Source organism: Kitasatospora sp. cg17-2 (genome assembly GCF_054031055.1).
Genome location: NZ_CM132923.1, coordinates 589,621 through 605,158, shown reverse-complemented (window position 1 = coordinate 605,158; position 15,538 = coordinate 589,621). Strand labels below are relative to the sequence as shown.

At 76.2% G+C, this 15,538-nt stretch carries 13 protein-coding genes; 6 read left to right on the top strand and 7 right to left on the bottom strand.

From position 1 onward, the window contains the following. Positions 1-109: 109 nt before the first annotated feature. Entirely contained in the window at positions 110-2,374 is a 2,265-nt protein-coding gene (locus ACW14Y_RS02490) for a PP2C family protein-serine/threonine phosphatase (protein WP_456985696.1), read from the top strand. 237 nt (positions 2,375-2,611) lie between these two features. Beyond that, positions 2,612-3,382, top strand: coding sequence for an SDR family oxidoreductase (locus tag ACW14Y_RS02485; protein ID WP_380312513.1), 771 nt, complete (start codon positions 2,612-2,614; stop codon positions 3,380-3,382). On the opposite strand, the gene ACW14Y_RS02480 is transcribed toward ACW14Y_RS02485, so the two are convergent. After that, a complete protein-coding gene (locus ACW14Y_RS02480) occupies positions 3,270-3,806 on the bottom strand; it encodes a winged helix-turn-helix transcriptional regulator (protein WP_456985695.1) in 537 nt (178 codons plus the stop codon). The genes ACW14Y_RS02485 and ACW14Y_RS02480 overlap by 113 nt on opposite strands. Positions 3,807-3,874: 68 nt before the next feature. Here ACW14Y_RS02480 and ACW14Y_RS02475 point away from each other — a divergent pair, with 68 nt between their 5' ends. Further along, positions 3,875-4,603 (top strand): nitroreductase family protein, encoded by a 729-nt coding sequence (locus ACW14Y_RS02475; RefSeq protein WP_456985694.1) that lies wholly within the window; start codon positions 3,875-3,877, stop codon positions 4,601-4,603. A 233-nt stretch (positions 4,604-4,836) separates the two neighbouring features. After that, positions 4,837-5,499, top strand: a complete 663-nt coding sequence (locus tag ACW14Y_RS02470) for a GNAT family N-acetyltransferase (RefSeq protein WP_380444453.1) — start codon at positions 4,837-4,839, stop codon at positions 5,497-5,499. A 301-nt stretch (positions 5,500-5,800) separates the two neighbouring features. On the opposite strand, the gene ACW14Y_RS02465 is transcribed toward ACW14Y_RS02470, so the two are convergent. After that, a complete protein-coding gene (locus tag ACW14Y_RS02465; RefSeq protein WP_456985693.1) occupies positions 5,801-7,192 on the bottom strand; it encodes a carbohydrate-binding protein in 1,392 nt (463 codons plus the stop codon). A 273-nt stretch (positions 7,193-7,465) separates the two neighbouring features. Continuing rightward, positions 7,466-8,200 (bottom strand): SDR family oxidoreductase, encoded by a 735-nt coding sequence (locus ACW14Y_RS02460; protein ID WP_380312849.1) that lies wholly within the window; start codon positions 8,198-8,200, stop codon positions 7,466-7,468. 70 nt (positions 8,201-8,270) lie between these two features. Between ACW14Y_RS02460 and ACW14Y_RS02455 the strand changes: the two genes are divergently transcribed. After that, positions 8,271-9,215, top strand: coding sequence for a LysR family transcriptional regulator (locus ACW14Y_RS02455; protein ID WP_380312852.1), 945 nt, complete (start codon positions 8,271-8,273; stop codon positions 9,213-9,215). Between the two features lie 63 nt (positions 9,216-9,278). Here the strand turns inward: ACW14Y_RS02455 and ACW14Y_RS02450 are convergent, their stop codons facing one another. Both ACW14Y_RS02450 and ACW14Y_RS02445 read right to left on the bottom strand, forming a co-directional pair. Beyond that, entirely contained in the window at positions 9,279-9,866 is a 588-nt protein-coding gene (locus ACW14Y_RS02450) for a hypothetical protein (protein WP_456985692.1), read from the bottom strand. A 203-nt stretch (positions 9,867-10,069) separates the two neighbouring features. Beyond that, on the bottom strand, positions 10,070-13,057 hold the full coding sequence (locus ACW14Y_RS02445) for an AfsR/SARP family transcriptional regulator (RefSeq protein ID WP_456985691.1): 2,988 nt from the start codon (positions 13,055-13,057) through the stop codon (positions 10,070-10,072). A gap of 178 nt (positions 13,058-13,235) precedes the next feature. On the opposite strand from ACW14Y_RS02445, the gene ACW14Y_RS02440 reads away from it, so the two are divergent. Next, entirely contained in the window at positions 13,236-13,781 is a 546-nt protein-coding gene (locus ACW14Y_RS02440; RefSeq protein ID WP_380394910.1) for a hypothetical protein, read from the top strand. A gap of 189 nt (positions 13,782-13,970) precedes the next feature. Here ACW14Y_RS02440 and ACW14Y_RS02435 read toward each other — a convergent pair whose 3' ends face one another. Both ACW14Y_RS02435 and ACW14Y_RS02430 read right to left on the bottom strand, forming a co-directional pair. Continuing rightward, positions 13,971-14,450: a hypothetical protein gene (locus ACW14Y_RS02435; protein WP_456985690.1), complete on the bottom strand. Its 480-nt coding sequence runs from the start codon at positions 14,448-14,450 to the stop codon at positions 13,971-13,973. A gap of 312 nt (positions 14,451-14,762) precedes the next feature. Next, entirely contained in the window at positions 14,763-15,407 is a 645-nt protein-coding gene (locus tag ACW14Y_RS02430; RefSeq protein ID WP_380311300.1) for a dihydrofolate reductase family protein, read from the bottom strand. Between the last annotated feature and the right edge of the window lie 131 nt (positions 15,408-15,538).

The following is a 15,538-nucleotide window of genomic DNA, read 5'->3' as shown; positions in this document are numbered from 1 at the left end:
CCCGTCCGGCCCCGACCCGGCGGCGGACGCCGCCGCGGCCGAGGTCCGGGACGCCGTCGCGCGGCAGCTCGCCGGCGCCCTCCGGCGGCTCCAGCACACCGTGGAGCGGATGCGCGCCGAGGAGGGCACCCGAGCCCTGGTCGACCTCGCCACCGGCATGCTCGCCGAACGGCTGACCGTGTCCCCGACCGAGGCCGCCGCCCGGCTGGCCGCGCTCGCCCAGGAGACCGGGGTGCCGGTCGCCGCCCTGGCCGCCGACATCGTCGGCCGGGCGGCCGAGGCGCCCACCCGGGACGACAGGCCCGCCCCGCCCGGACCCGGCGCCACCGCCCCACCGGCCCCCGCCCGGGCGCTCGCCGCCGTCCCCGACCTCGCGGGCGCCGTCGAGGCCGTCCTCCGGCAGGGCGCCGCCCCGCTCGGCGCCCACGCCGTGCTGGTCTGGCAACGGCTGCCCGGCGGCAGCCTCGCCCTCGCCGCCCAGGCCGGCCTGCCGCTGGCCGAGGCCGAGGCCTGGTGCCGGGTGCCCCCCGGCGTCGACACCCCCGCCCGGCAGGCCGTCACCGACGGCGAGGACCGCTGGCCGGACGCACCTCCGCCGCCCGGGCCCGCCGCCGGACCCGCCGTCGGAGGAAACGCCGAAGGAGCCGCCGGAGGAACCGCGAGCTCCCGGGCCGTCCTCCCCCTGCTCGCCGACGGCCGCCGCCTCGGGGCCCTCGAAGTGCTCTGGCCCGGCCCCGCGCCCGCCCTCGGCCCCCCGCAGCGCCGCCGGCTCCGCGCCCTCGCCGACCTCTGCGCCACCCTCCTCGGCCACCCGGAGCCCCCCGTGCCGCCCGACCGGGACGCGGACCTGCTCGACGGCCTGCTCGACCCGGCCCTGTTGCTCGAACCCGTCCTGCGGGACGGCCGCGTCGTGGACTTCACCGTCCTGCGCAGCAACCGGCTGTTCCAGGACCCGCTCGGCCGCCCCCGCAGCGGCCTGGACGGCACCTCCCTCCTGGAGACCTACCCGATGGCCTGCGCCACCGGCCTGCTGGCACCGCTGCTCCGGGCGCACGAAACCGGCGAACCCCGGACCGGCGACCGGCTGCGCCTGGTCTTCCAGGGCAGCGGGATCGCCGTGCCCGCCGTCCTGCGGATCGCCGTCGCCCCGCTCGGTCCGCGCCTCCTGCTCAGCTGGCAGCGTGATACCGAACAGCCCGGCGAGTCCGCGCAGACCGACCTGCTGCGCCAGGCCCAACGCCTGGCCCGGGTGGCCGGGTTCGAGGAACGGGCCGGGAGCGGCCGGATCCTCTGGAACGAGGGACTGAGCGAGCTGTTCGGCCTGCCGCCGGAGTCCGTGGTGCCGCTGGCCCGCCTCGCCCGGCACGCCCACCCGGACGACGGGCCCGCCGTCCGCCGGCTGGTGGACACCGTCCAGCACCGTCTGCGCACCGCCTCCGCGGTGTTCCGGCTGGTCCGCCCGGACGGCACCCAGCGCTACACCCGGGTGGTGGCCGAACCGGTGCTGGACGAGGACGGCCGCCTCGACACCGTCCGCGGCGCCTACCACGACGTGTCCGCCCAGCACTGGACCGAGGTCGCCCTCGGCGCCACCCGGGCCCGGCTGGCCGACAGCGAGCAGGAGACCGCCGAGCGCGAGCAGTTGGCCCTCCGGCTCCAGCAGGCGATCCTGCCCGCGGTGCCGCGGCCGCTCGGCGTCCCCGGGCTGCGCGCCGCCGTCCGCTACCGGCCCGCCGCCAAACGGGAACGGGTCGGCGGCGACTGGTACGACGTGATGGTGCTGCCGGACCGTCAGGTACTGCTGGCCGTCGGCGACGTGGCCGGGCACGGCATCGGCGCGGCCACCGGCATGGTCGCGCTCCGGCACGCGCTGCGCGGCCTGGCCGTCACCGGCGCGGGCCCTGGCCGACTGCTGGAGTGGGCCAACACCGTTGCCCTGCGCGAACCGGAGCAGGTGACCGCCACCGCCGTCTGCGTGCTGCTCCGGCCGGACGACGGCTCGCTGCGCTGGGCCCGGGCCGGTCACCTGCCGCCGATCAGACTGGCCCCCGGCGGCGCCGAGGTGCTGCCACTGCCGCACGGGGTGCTGCTCGGGGCGCTGGCGGACGCCGAGTACGAGGAGTACACCGCCGGGCTCGTCCCGGGCGACGTGCTGCTGCTCTACACGGACGGCCTGGTCGAGCGCCGGGACCGGCCGGTCGAGGAGTCCGTGGACCAGCTGATCCGGGCGGCGGGCCCGCCGGGCCCCGACCTGGAGCGGTACCTGGACCTGCTGCTGGAGCTGAGTCCGGCCGACACCGACGACGACACCTGCCTGGTCGCCGTCCGCATCGAGCCGTCGGCACCGGCCGAGGGAGCGCGGCCGGACGGGTGATGCCGGACGGGGCGGCGGTCCGTCCGGACGGACCGCATCCCACACATCCCCCGCCGTGCCCGCCTTGCGCGCATTGACGAACGATCTTGCGCGCCTCGCACACCCCGCGGCGCCGCGCGCGCCTAGGGTCGGTGTCCCACGCACACGCACCACGTCCCGTGCTCGACGACGCACGCACCACATCCCGTGCTCGACGGCACACGTACCACGACAGACGCACCACGAAGGAGAACAACCATGTCGAACCGCAGGACCGTCGCGGTGGTCGGCGCGACCGGGCGGCTGGGCGAGCACGTCGTCCGCGTGCTGGCGGAACGCGGCCACGAGGTCGTGGCGATCTCGCGCTCGGCGGGTGTCGACATCATCACCGGCGAGGGCCTCGACAAGGCCCTGACCGGCGTCGATGTCGTCATCGACACCTCCGGCACCCCCTCCGCCGACGAGACGGTGGCGACGGAGTTCTTCACCGCCGCCGCCGCCAACCTGCACGCGGCGGGTGCCCGGGCCGGGGTGGAGCTGATCGTCTCGGTGTCCATCCTCGGCATCGACGCGTCGACCGGCGGCTACTACCGCGCCAAGGTCGCCCACGAGAAGGCCCTGACGGCCGGTCCGCTGCCGGTCCGGATCCTGCGGGCCGCGCAGTTCCACGAGTTCGTCGAGCCGCTGGTCAGCTGGGGCCGCCAGGGCGACACCGTGTACGTGCCGCTGATGCGCACCCAGCTCGTCGCGGCCGCGGCGGTGGCCGAGGCGCTCGTCGACCTCGCCGAGGGCCCCGCGCCCGAGCCGGGCGCCGCGGCGCCGTTCCCCGAGATCGCCGGCCCGCGCGAGGAGAACCTCGCCGAGGCCGCCGAACTCGTCTACGCGGCCCGCGGCGAGGACGTCACCGTGGTCGAGGTCAGCGAGGAGGGCACCCCCGACCGCGAGCTCCTGGAGAACGGCGCGTTCGTCGCCGGTCCCGCCACCACGCTCGCCGGGCCGACCCTCCAGGAGTGGCTGGCGCAGGCCTGACCGCCGCCGCCCGGTCCGCCCGCCCGGCCGTCAGGGGTGGCCCCCGGTCGGCCGGGCGGGCGGACCGGGCCCGCTCGATGTCGTTGATGTGGGCCTCGGTCCACTCGCGGAGGGCGCTGATCGGTCCGGCGAGGCTGCGCCCGAGCTCGGTCAGCCCGTACTCGACGCGGGGCGGCACGGTCGGGTGCACGGTGCGGGTGACGAACCCGTCGGTCTCCAGCAGCCGCAGGGTCTGGGTGAGCATCTTCTGGGACACCCCCTCGATCCGCCGGAACAGCTCGGTGTAGCGCAGGGTGCCGTCGAGCAGGCTGTCCACGACCAGGACGGTCCACTTGCCGGCGATGTGGTCGAGGACCTGTCGGGTCGGGCACTTCGCGGAGTAGACGTCGGCCGGGAGGCCGGAGGAGGCCACGGTGGTGTTCATCCGGGGAGAGTAACGCACTTTCAGGTGCCTTCTTCCTGAAAGAGAGTGACTCTCCGAGAGTTGTCGTCATGACGAACCACACGACGACTCGCACGATGTCCGTTGCCGAAGCGATCCGCACCCGCCGTACCGTCCGCCACTACCGGCCCGACCCGGTCTCCCCGCAACTGCTCGACACCCTGCTCGACCTGGCGGTGGAGGCGCCCACCAGCTGGAACCTCCAGGACCGCTCGATCGTGGTGGTGTCGAGCGAGGAGGGCCGGGCCGGTCTGGCCTGGGCCACGGGGGGCCAGCCCCAGCCGACCGAGGCGCCGGTGGTGCTGGTCTTCGTCGCCGAGCCGCAGGCGTGGCGGGAGGACCGCAGCGACGTCTACCGGCAGGCGCGGCAGAACGGGGCGTGGAGCGAGGAGTTCGTCGAGATGTTCTCGGCCGCCTCGCAGGAGTTCCAGGAGGACCTCGAACAGCGCGGCCTGCTCCGCGAGTACGCGGTCAAGGATGCGGTCATCGCCGCCTCCTTCGTAATGCTCGCGGCCACCGCGATGGAGTTGGCGACCTCGCCGATGAACGGCTGGGACGAGGAGAAGGTCAAGAAGGTGATCGGCATCGAGGGTCGCGAGGACCTCGCCATCGCCCTGCTGGTCTCCGTCGGCCACCCTGCCGGCACCCGCCTCCACCCCGGTCGCCGCCCCCGCCGGCGCGTCGTCTTCGAGGGGACGTACGGGGCCGACGGGACGTACGAGGCCGACGGCGCTGACGGGGCCGACGGGCCCGCCGCCGTGCCGCCCGCGGCGCGTTAGTCAGGGGCCGCTCGGCGCTGCCCGGGGATCCCGCGGGTCCGGCGTGCGACCGACCGCGGGTGCGCGCCGGGATCCGCCTCCGGCGGTCACCCGTCGAGGTCGGGGGGTTGGCAGGCCGGCGGCTTCCGGTAAGCTATAAACGAGGATGGGCGAGTCCGGCGTCAGCGGACTATTACGGGGGTCGGCTTCCGGTAAGCTATAAACTCCACTAATGACTATTACGGGGGTCGAGGATGGGCGAGTCCGGCGTCAGCGGACTGGTACGGAGCTGGGTCGGGGGCTGGGTGGTCTCGCGGGGGGCGGCCGAGCCGGTGGACGAGCCGTGGGGCTGGACGGTCGACGTCGGCCAGTCGGCGCAGGTGGCGCGGCACGTGCTGCCGGAGCCGACCGAGCCCGACGTGCGCAAGCTGGTGGCGGCCACCAGCGCGCCGGGCACCTGGCTGAAGGTGTTCACCGACGACGACACCGTCCGTCCCTGGCTCGGGCCGGGCTGGCGGTTCGACGTCCCCGGGTATCTGATGACCGTGCCGCTCGTCGCCGGCGGTCCGGTCGTGCCGGCCGGGTACACCCTCACCACCTGGGAGCGCGGCGGGGTGGTCCGGGCGCTGGTCCGTACCGGGGCCGGCCACTTCGCCGCGCGCGGCCAGCTGGGGCTGGACGGGGCCGTCGCCGTGGCCGACCAGATCGAGACCGCGCCCGCGCACCGCCGCCGGGGCCTGGGCTCGGTGGTGATGCGGGCGCTGGAGGACGCCGGGCACCGCCACGGCGCCGCGACCGGGCTCCTGGTCGCGACCCCCGAGGGGAAGGCGCTCTACAGCACCCTCGGCTGGACGCTCCGGGCCACCATGGCGAGCCTCTACTACGACCCGGAGCCGGCGGAGTCCGCCGGGGCGTGACCGAGGCCCGCCGGGGTGCGACCGAGGCTCCGGAGGTGGAACGCCGCCCGTGCCCGGACCGATGTCCGGGCACGGGCGGCGTTCCGGTGCCGGTTCAGCACTGCGGCCGCTTGCCGTGGTTGGCACCCTTGCGACGGGCCTTCTTCTTGCGGCGACGCTTCGAGGACATCGGGCCTCCTTGGTGGGTTGGCCCCCCGTCCAAGGTCTCACACGGTGCGCCCACCGTGGCACCGCCGGTTGCTCCGATCGAGGGCGCGGCGGGCCGCTCGGCCCGGGCCGCGGCGCGGCGGACGGTCATGGCTCACACCGCCTGCCAGAGCGCCGGGGCGTTCGGCGGCTCCCAGCCGACCTGCGCCTGGTGGCCCTGGAGGCAGCGGTAGGAGGTGCTGCCGTAGGTGACGGTGGCGCCGGCCTGGTAGACGGTGCCGGCGGCCCAGGTGCCGCCCGGGTTGCCGGGGCCCGGACCGGGGCCGGGGCCGGGGCCCTGGCCGTCGGTCTTCAGGGTCAGCCCGTAGCTCTGCAGGATCGGGTTGACCGGCTGGAAGTACGTGGTGCCGCCCTGGGAGCAGTTCCCGGTGCCGCCCGAGGTCACGCCCTGGGCCTGGGTGCCCGAGATGAAGGAGCCGCCCGAGTCGCCCGGCTCCGCGCACACATTGGTCCGGGTGACGCCGGAGACGGTGCCCTCGGCGTAGGTGACGCTGGTGTTGTGCTGCTGGATCGTGCCGCAGTGCCAGCCGGTGGTGGAACCGGACCGGCAGACCGAGGCCCCGACCTGCTGCAGCACCGAGCCGGTCACCGCGCCGGAGGCGCTGTTCACGTACGGGGTGGCGGTCCAGCTGCTGTTGGTGGCCACCCAGGACATGTCGTTGCCCGGGAAGACCGAGGCCTGGAAGCTGCCCTGGGCGGCCCGGTTGGCACCGGTCGTACTGGACCCGGCCCGGCCGCAGTGGCCCGCGCTGACGAAGCCCTGGGTGGTCCCCCGGGTGATCGGGAAGCCGATCGAGCAGCGGCTGCTGTTGTCGATGTAGTAGGCGTCGCCGCCGCGGAGGTCGTAGAGCGGACGCGGGGCCTCGGCCACCGTCTCCACCCGCACCGCCGCCCGGTCCAGCCCGGCCCCGGCGACCAGGCGTTCGGCGGCGGCCCGGTCGGTGGCCTGCACCACGACGGTGTTGGCGGTCACGTCGACGTAGCGCACCGGCGCGGCGAGCGCGTCCGCCCGGCCGGCGGGGCCGCGTTCGGCGGCCCGGTCGAGTGCGGCCAGCGCTGCGTCCAGGGCGGCGAGCGGGCGGTCGACGAGGACCGGCCGGGCACCCGCCGCGCGGATCACGGCGAGGTCGGCGGTCCGGGTGGTGGCGACGGCCGGAGCGGCGTCCGGGCCCTCCAGCCAGGAGCCGGCCCAGCCGCCGCCGAGCGCCTGGGCGAGCGCGCCGGTCAGGGCGCCCGCCCTGGCCTCGGCGGCGATCCGGGCGCGGGCCTGACCGTCCGTCAGGCCGAGGTCGCGCCGCAGCGCCGCGACCAGCTCGGGCGCGGCGGCGACACCGAGGGTCTCCGGCGCGGCCGAGGCGGCGGCCCGGGCGGCCGCGGCGGGTCCGGGCGTGGGGGAGGCGGCACCGGCGGTGCCCTGGAGGGCGGTCAGACCCAGGGCGGCGGTGGCCAGGACGGCACACACGGCCCTGACGGGTCGTCGGAGCATGGGGGTCTCCTGCGGTCACGGTGTGGGGGTCGCCGGAAACCGTAGAAGTCCCTTCCGCCGGCGGGGAGATGTCACCCGGGGATGCGGCCCGGAGCTATCACCGCGCAGGTCGGGGCGGCCGTCGGGCGCTCGGCCGCGTGGTACAGAAGACCTTTCCGTGGACCATTCCGTCAAGGCGGCCCGCGCCGGTGGCCGCCGTCACGGGCCGCCGTCACGGGCTGCGGTCACGGGCCGCCCCCACTGGCCGCGGTCGCGCCCGGTGGGGGCGCGGTCTCACCAGGGGATCGGCCCGTCCTCCGCGAAGAAGGAGCCCGTCGGGCCGTCCTCGCCCGCCGTCGCCAGGTCGACCGCCACGGCCGCGCCCTCCTCCGGCGTACGGGTCCCGCTGTGGCGGTTGAGGTCGGTCGCGCAGTAGCCGGGACTCACCGCGTTGACCAGGATCCCTTCGGAGCGCAGCTCATTGGCGTAGAGCACGGTGACCGCGTTCAGCGCGCTCTTCGAGGTGCAGTAGGGAAGGAGGATCGAGTAGTAGGCGGACCACGGGCTGCCCGGGTCGGCCTGGTGGGCGAGGGAGCCGAGTTCGCTGGACATGTTGACGATGCGTGCGGCGGCGGAGCGGCGGAGCAGGGGGAGCATGGCGTGGGTCACCGCGACGACGCCGAACACATTGGTCTCGTAGACCTCCCGCACGACGGCGGCCGGGGTCTCGCTCGGCTTCTGCGGCCCGGCGGCGATCGCGGCGTTGTTGACGAGGATGTCGAGGCGGCCGAACGTGGCGTCGATGTGCTCGGCGGCGGCCCGGACCGAGACCTCGTCGGTGACGTCCAGGGGAACGAACCGGACGTCGGCGCCGTCGGCGCGGAGCTCCTCGGCCGCCGCCTCGCCACGCTCGGTGTCGCGGGCGCCGATCAGCACGGTGATGCCGAGGGCGGCGAGCCGGCGCGCCGTTTCCTTGCCGATGCCCTTGTTCGCACCGGTGATCAGAGCAGTCTTCTGCGGGGTCGTCATGGCCCCAGCCTCCCCCCGCCCAGGGGCGGCGGGGAAAGACCGGACGACTCTGGATCTATAGTCCACGGATATGAATGAGCTGGAGGTGCGGGAGCTGAGGTACTTCATCGCGGTCGCCGAGGAACTGAACTTCAGCCGGGCCGCGCAACGCCTGGGGATGGCACAGCCCCCGCTGTCTAAGGCGATCGCCCTGATGGAGTCCCGGCTCGGGGTCCGCCTGCTGGAGCGCACCACCCGGCAGGTCAGGCTGACCGACGCCGGTCAGGTGCTGCTCGACCAGGCCCGGATCGCGGTCGACGCGGTGCACGCGGCGGCCCGGCGGGCCCGCCGGGCCGGTCAGCCGACACCCCGGCTCGTCGTGGCGGTCAAACCGGGAGGCGACGCCGGGCTGCTGGGGGAGATCCTCGCCGCCTACCGGGCCGCGGGTGCGCGGCTGCCCCCGCCCGAAGTCGTCGTCGGCGGCAGCGGGGAGCCGATCGCCATGCTGCGGGACGGCCGCGCCGACGTGGCACTGCTGCGCAGCCCGTTCGACGGCCGGGGGCTGGACGCCGAGACACTCGTGGTCGAGCCGCGACTGGCCGTCCTCCCCGCCGCGCACCGCCTGGCCGGACGCCGACGGCTGCGGCTGACCGACCTGGAGGGCGAACCGGTCCCGCGCTGGAAGGGCGCCGCCCCCTCCAGCACCGCGTACTACACCGGACACGACGGCGCGGGAGCGGTCGACGGCCGCCCGGCCCCGGTGCCGGCCGGGACTCCCGAGGGGCCGCTCGTGGCCAGTGTCGAGCAACTCCTGGAAGTGGTCGCGCTGGGGCAGGCGGTGGCGTTCCTGGCCCGCTCCACCACCGAGCGGTACCGGCGCCCGGACATCGCCTACCGGCCGGTCACCGGCCTCAGCCCGAGCGCGGTCGTGGTCGCCTGGCCGGAGACCTCGCGATCCGCAGCCGTCGCCGCCTTCGTCCGGGTCGCCCACGACGTCGCGGCCCAGCACCCCGACCACCTGGGCACCCTGGCCTGACGGGCGCACCCGGCCCCTCGGTCCCCGGATCCCCGGGGCCGGATGTGCCGCTCGGCACCTGCCTCAGCGCTGCTCGACGAGCCCCAGCAGCCAGAAGTTGGCGTACCGTCCGGCGGCCGTGGCCGTCGGGTCGGCGGGGCGCCCGTTCCGGCCCAGCCGGACCCGCACCTCGTCCAAGGACACCGAGGCGCCGCAGGAGTAGCCGAGCGGCGCGTAGGTCTCGTCGGGTCCGCAGAGCACGGACACCACCCGCCGCGCGGGCGGGAAGCGCAGCACGATCTGCTGGTGGTCCGCGTGCACGACCTCCAGACCGAGCACCAGATGCGCCCCGCCGACCAGGTACCAGCCGCTGCCGGGCCGGTCCTGCCGCAGGACTCCGGCCAGCGTCCGCAGCCGGCCCGCGCCCGGCCCGCCCGGCCCGGGGAACCCGCCGGGGCCACCTCGGCCGGGCGGCCGGTCGACGGCCCCGTAGCCGTCGAAGTCGTCGAAGCCCCCGAACGCGTCGAAGCCGCCGCCCGCCGCCGGTCCCTCCCCGCCCACCGGTCGGGCGGCCGCCGGGTCACCGGGGTGCGGCGCTGTCCCGGGCGCGACCGCCGCCGTCGCGAGCACCGCGACGGCCGCCACCGCCGCCACCACCCTCAGTCGCCGCACCGTCCCGCCTCTCCGTACCGGCCGACGCCCGCCCGCACCACCGACGGACCATCCGACCACGCACCACCCCCCGCCCGGTCACCCGCCGTGCCGCCCCACGGCGACGACCACTCGCGCGGGCGACACCTGCCGCCGGCGGGCCCGGGAGGCTCGGGCGCGTGGTACGGCGGGCCCCGTGGCGGGCGGAGCGGCGCAGTCGGGGGCTACCCGCCGGGCGGGCCCTGGGCGTCTGGTGGCCCGGCGGCCTCGCCGAGGCGGGCCAGGGCCGCCAGCACCTCGGCGCGCAGCCGGGGGTTCCGGACCGTGGCGTCGAGGACCGCCAGGGACTGCCGGAGCAGGGCCGCCGCCTCCGCCGGACGGCCCAGCCGTCGGTGGTGGTCGCCCAGGTGGTGGAGCGTGATGCTCTCCAGTACCGGATCACCGGTGGACCGGTGCCGCTCCAGGGCCCGGTACAGGTGCTCGCCCGCCTCCCGGGCCCGGCCGGCCAGCATCGCGGCCACCCCGAGGTTGGTCTCGCAGACCCGGACCGCCCAGTCGTCGCGCTGCTCCTCCGGCTGCGCCCGGAACAGCGCGAGCGCCCCCTGGAAGTGCAGCCGCGCCTGCCCGTGGGCGCCCGTGCCGAGACAGTGGTCGCCGAGGTTGCCGATCGTGCGGGCCTCCCCGACCCGGTCGCCGAGCTCCGCGAACAGCACCCGGGCGAGCCGGAGTTCGGCCAGCATCTCGTCATGGCGGCCCAGCGCGCCCAGCGCCGTCGCCAGGTCGTTGCGGGCCTGGCCCTCGCCGTACCGGTCGTCGGCCCGGACGGCCGCCGCCACCGCGAGGCGGGCCGCCTCCTCCCGGTCGTCCAGGTGCGGGCTGGTGAACCAGTGGCTCCACAGGACGACCGGCAGCCGCCAGGCCAGCGCGTCCGGACCGTGCTCGGCCGCCGACCGCACCAGGTCCAGCAGCCGGCCGTGCTCGCTCTCGCACCACCGCTGCGCCCCGGCGGCGGTGGTGAAGGCCGGCGGTTCGTACCACGGGCCCGGCGCGCCGAGCGGGATCCGCCGCCGCTGCGGGGTGAGCAGCCGGGCGGCGGCGTCGGCATGGTGCAGGTACCAGGTGCCGAGGCGTTCGCGGGCGGCGGTGCTCACCGCCCGCCCGGTCTCGGCGGCCGCGCGTTCGGCGGCGTAGAGGCGGAGCAGGTCGTGCAGCCGGTACTGGTCGCCGCCCTCGTGGGTCAGCAGGTGGGCGTTGGCCAGCTGGTCCAGGACGGGCCGCACGACCGCGACGCGCTCGCCGCAGAGCGCGGCGGCCGCCGCGGCCGTCAGACCGGAGCCGGGGGCCAGGGCCAGCAGCCGGAACAGGGTGCGCGCGGCGGCGGGGAGGGTGCGGTAGGAGAGGTCGAGGGTCGCGCGGACGGCCGAGGCCGCGTCGTCGTCGATCGCCAGCGCGGTGAGCCGGTTCCCGCTGTCCCGCAGCTCGGCGACGTGGTCGGCGACGGTGCGGCCGGGGCGTTCGGCGAGCCGGCTGGCGGCGATCGCCAGCGCGAGCGGCAACCGGCCGCAGACGGCCGCGAGTTCGGCGACGGCGGCGGGCTCCGACCGGGCCCTCCGGGTACCGATGACGCGGTCCAGCAGCGCGACGGCGTCCGGTGCGGGCATCAGGTCCAGGGTCAGCGGGCGGGCGCCGTCCCGGGCGGTGAGCCCGGCCAGGCCGGCCCGGCTGGTGACCACCGTCAGGCACTCCGGGGCGGCGGGCAGCAGCGGGCGGACCTGTTCCGCGCTGCGCGCGTTGTCCAGGACGACCAGCACCCGTCGGTCCGCGAGCATCGACCGGTACAGCGCGGCGGCCTCCTCGGGGACGGCCGGGACCTGTTCGCCGGGCACCCCGAGCGCGCGCAGGAACCGGGCCAGGACGGCGTGCGGGGTCAGCGGCGGCTCGGCGGAGTAGCCGTGCAGGTCGGCGTAGAGCTGGCCGCCGGGGAATCGGCCGCGGATCCGGTGCGCCCACTGGACGACCAGGGCGCTCTTGCCGATCCCGGCGCTGCCGGACACGGCGCAGATCCGGGCGGCCGAGGCGCTGCCCGGTCCTGGGTGCGGTCCTGGGTGCGGGGCGTGGGCCGAGGTGGGGGACGAGGTGGCCGCCTCGGTGAAGGCGTCGAGGGCGGCGAGTTCCGCCTCGCGGCCGGTGAAGGTGGCGAGCGAGGGCGGCAGTTGGGCGGGCACGGGCACCGGGACACCGGGGCGGGACCCGGGCCCGCCCTCGCCGGGGGCGGCCGCCTGGCCGGGATCCGCGCCGGTGTCTCTGGCGACGGCGAGGGCGGTTCCGCCCCGCTCCTCGACGGACCCGCCCGGGCGTGCGGCGGTACGGGGCACGGCGGTTCGGCACACGGCGGTTCGGGGTGCCGCGGCCGGCGGTCCCGTCGGCGGGCCGGCCTCGGCGGATCCCGGACCGGGGGCCGGATCGACGCCGGCGGTGAGCAACGCCAGGTGCAGCCGCCGCAGTTCGGGGCTGGGGTCGAGTCCCAGCTCCTCGGCCAGCCGGCCGGTGAACCGCCGGTGCACGGTGAGCGCGTCGGCCGTCCGCCCGGAGGCGTGCAGGGCCCGCATCAACTGCCCGACGAACCGCTCCCGCAACGGATGGTCGGCGACCAGACCGGTCAGCTCCGGGATGCTCGTGCGGTGCCGCCCGAGTGCCGCGTCCAGGTCGAGGCAGTCCTCCCAGGCGGTGAGCCGCAGCTCGTCCAGCGGCACGGCACCCGAGTCGATCAACTGCCCGTCCAGGCCGTCGAGCACGGGTCCGCGCCAGAGCGACAGGGCCTGCCGCAGACCTGCCGCGGCGGCCGACTGCTGCCCGGCGGCGGCCGTCCGGCGGGACCGGGCGACGGTGTCGGCGAACAGGCGGGAGTCCAGCCCGTGGTCGTCGAGCGGGATGCGGTAGCCGCGCCCGTCGGTGAGCAGGACGGGCGGCCCGGTCGGGTCCGCCTTGCGGAAGGCCCGGCGGAGCAGTCCGGCCAGGTTGCGGACCTGACGGTCGGCGGTGGCGGGCGGCCGGTCCTCCCAGACGGCGTCCACCAGCCGGGGCACCGGCACCGCGCCGCCCTGGTTCAGCAGCAGTGCGGCCAGCAGTCGTTCCTGTCGGGCGCCCCCCAGCCGGATCCGGTTCCCCGTGCGGGTCCGGACCTCCAGCGGTCCCAGAATCGCGAACTCCATGCGCTGCCCCTCCCCAGGGTTCTTGCGCGCCGCTGTCGGACCGTCGCGTTTGGTGACGGTCTGATGACCAGATCATGCCAGAATCGTGTGCGTGGTTGAGATGGTCGGGACGTGCCGGTCCGCAGTCCGACCGGCGTCGTGCGCATTCTTTCCCGGAGTTCCCTGGAGGAACAGGACCATGACCCGCATCAAGCGTCTCGCCGCCGTCGCGACCGCCGCCGCCGTGGCCGCCCTCGTCCCGCTGGCCGTCGCCCCGGCCGCTCAGGCCCGTACCTCCGAAGCCACCCACTACGGCATGACCTGGGAGGTCCTCAACTACGGTCCGAGCGGCACCGTCCAGGTCGGCGGCCCCGGCGGCACGGCCAGCGACGCCTACCAGGGCGACACCGCTCCCTGGGTCTCGCTGCCGGTGCTCTGCCTCAACAAGGACGGCCGGCCCGCGCCGGCCGGCATCAGCCTCGGCTTCTACAACGGCTGGGCCCTGGGGAGCGTGGCGCTGAGCCGCCCGGTCAAGGGCTCGGAGCTGACCAGCGCCGCGGCCGCCAACGAGGTCTGCCGCTCGACCTTCGGGCGCACCTGGCGGCAGGCCGAGTTCCACGACGGCCACTACGGCCCGAACTACTCCTCCACCGGCGGCTGGACCTTCTGGGCCTCCGGCAGCCTGCCGCAGGGCGTGCGCTTCTGGACGTACATCAACGACCAGAACGCCAACCCCTGGAACTGATCCGTCCCGCCGCACGCGCCCTGCGGCCGGCCCCCTGCCCAGCCGGGCCGGGGGCCGGTCCCGCGCGGCCGGTCAGCGGGCCTCCTCGCTCACGCGGCGTCCTGCTCACGGGCCTTCCTGCTCACCGGGCCTCTCCGGTCGCCCGGGCGCGACGGTCACCCGGTCCTTCCGGCCAGCGGGCCGGTCGGCTCACCAGGTGTCCCCGGCCTCCGACCAGCGGGCCCGGGCCTCGTGCTCCGCGTCCAGGTGGCCGTCCAGCCGCCAGCGCGCCACGTCGTAGTCGGGCAGGTGGCTCCACGCCTCGGCGGCCGTCAGCAGGTACCGCCAGAGCCGGCTGAGCCTGGCCATCAGCTCCTCGAACTCCTCGTCGAAGGCGCTGACCTGCCGGTCCCGCCCGCCGGGCCCGCTCTCCGCGTCGGGCCCCGAGGTAACCCCGGCCGCCTCCGCCGCGTGCCCGGCGAGCGTGCCGAGCACCTCCCGGGCACTCCCGGTCAGGGCGGTCACCGTGTGGGTCAGGGCCTCCCCGACCAGGGCTTCCTCGCCGGCGGGCCTCGCGGCCGCCTCCCGGAGCAGCACCACCCGCCGCTCGATGAACCCGGCCAGGCCGTCGATGTCCTCCACGGTGATGTCCGCGGTGTACCGCAGCGCCGTTCGCCGCACGTCCGTCATCCCGCCGTCCCCTCCCACGAATCCCTGGACTCCTTCGAATCCCTTCGACGGGCCGGACCGGCTCCCCGCCGCCGCGTCCGGACCGCACCCCCGAACCTCGGATATGGCACCGCCACCGGGGGCGGCAAACCCGGCGCACGGGAGCACGGCCGGGGGCGGAGCGGATGCGCCCCCCAGCAAGCTGGGATCCCGGGCCGGTCTCCCGCTCGACCGGAGCGGGAAGCAGGCCCGGGATCCCAGGGGGAGTCGGGTCGGTGAGGGTCCGTCAGAGCCGGACCGGGGGGCGCCCAGGGGTCGGACCGGGGCGGGCGGTCAGGGCCGGGTGAAGGTGAGGTGGGTGACCCCGCTCGGGCTGGTGACCGACTCGATCCGGAAGCGCTTCTCCAAGCCCTCCAGTCCGTCCCACAGGCGCTCGCCCCGGCCGAGTACGACGGGCACCACGACCACGTGCAGATGGTCGACCAGGTCCGCGGCGAGGAAGGCGCGGACGGTGCTCGGGCCGCCGCCGATCCGGACGTCCAGGCCGCCGGCGGCCTCCCGGGCGAGGGCGAGGACCTCCTGCGGGGTGCCGTCGACGAAGTGGAAGGTGGTGCCGCCCGCCATCTCCACGGTGGGCCGGAGGTGATGGGTGAGGACGAAGACCGGGGTGCGGAACACCGGGTGCGGGCCCCACCAGCCGTTCCACTCGTGGTCCTGCCAGGGGCCGCGCTGCGGGCCGAACTTGTTGCGCCCCATGATCTCCGCGCCGATCCCGTCGCCCCAGGCCCGCGCCATGGCGTCGTCCACGCCGGTCTCGCCGCCCTCGCCGCCCTGCATGGCGCGGAAGGTGTGGGTGTGGAAGAACCAGCTGTGCAGGCGGTCGCCGGCGTGGCCGAACGGCGCCTCCAGGCTCTGTCCCTCGCCCGTGCCGTAGCCGTCGAGCGAGACCGAGAAGTTGTGGACGCGGACCAGGGACACGGGGCACCTTCCGGCGGGCGGGCGGGGTTCGGCGCGGCGGAAGGGCCGCGTCCGGCTCGCGCCGACTTTAGTCCGGGCCCGACCGGTTGGGCCGGGGGCGCGCCGCCCGAGCGGTCGGCGCCGCCCCGTCC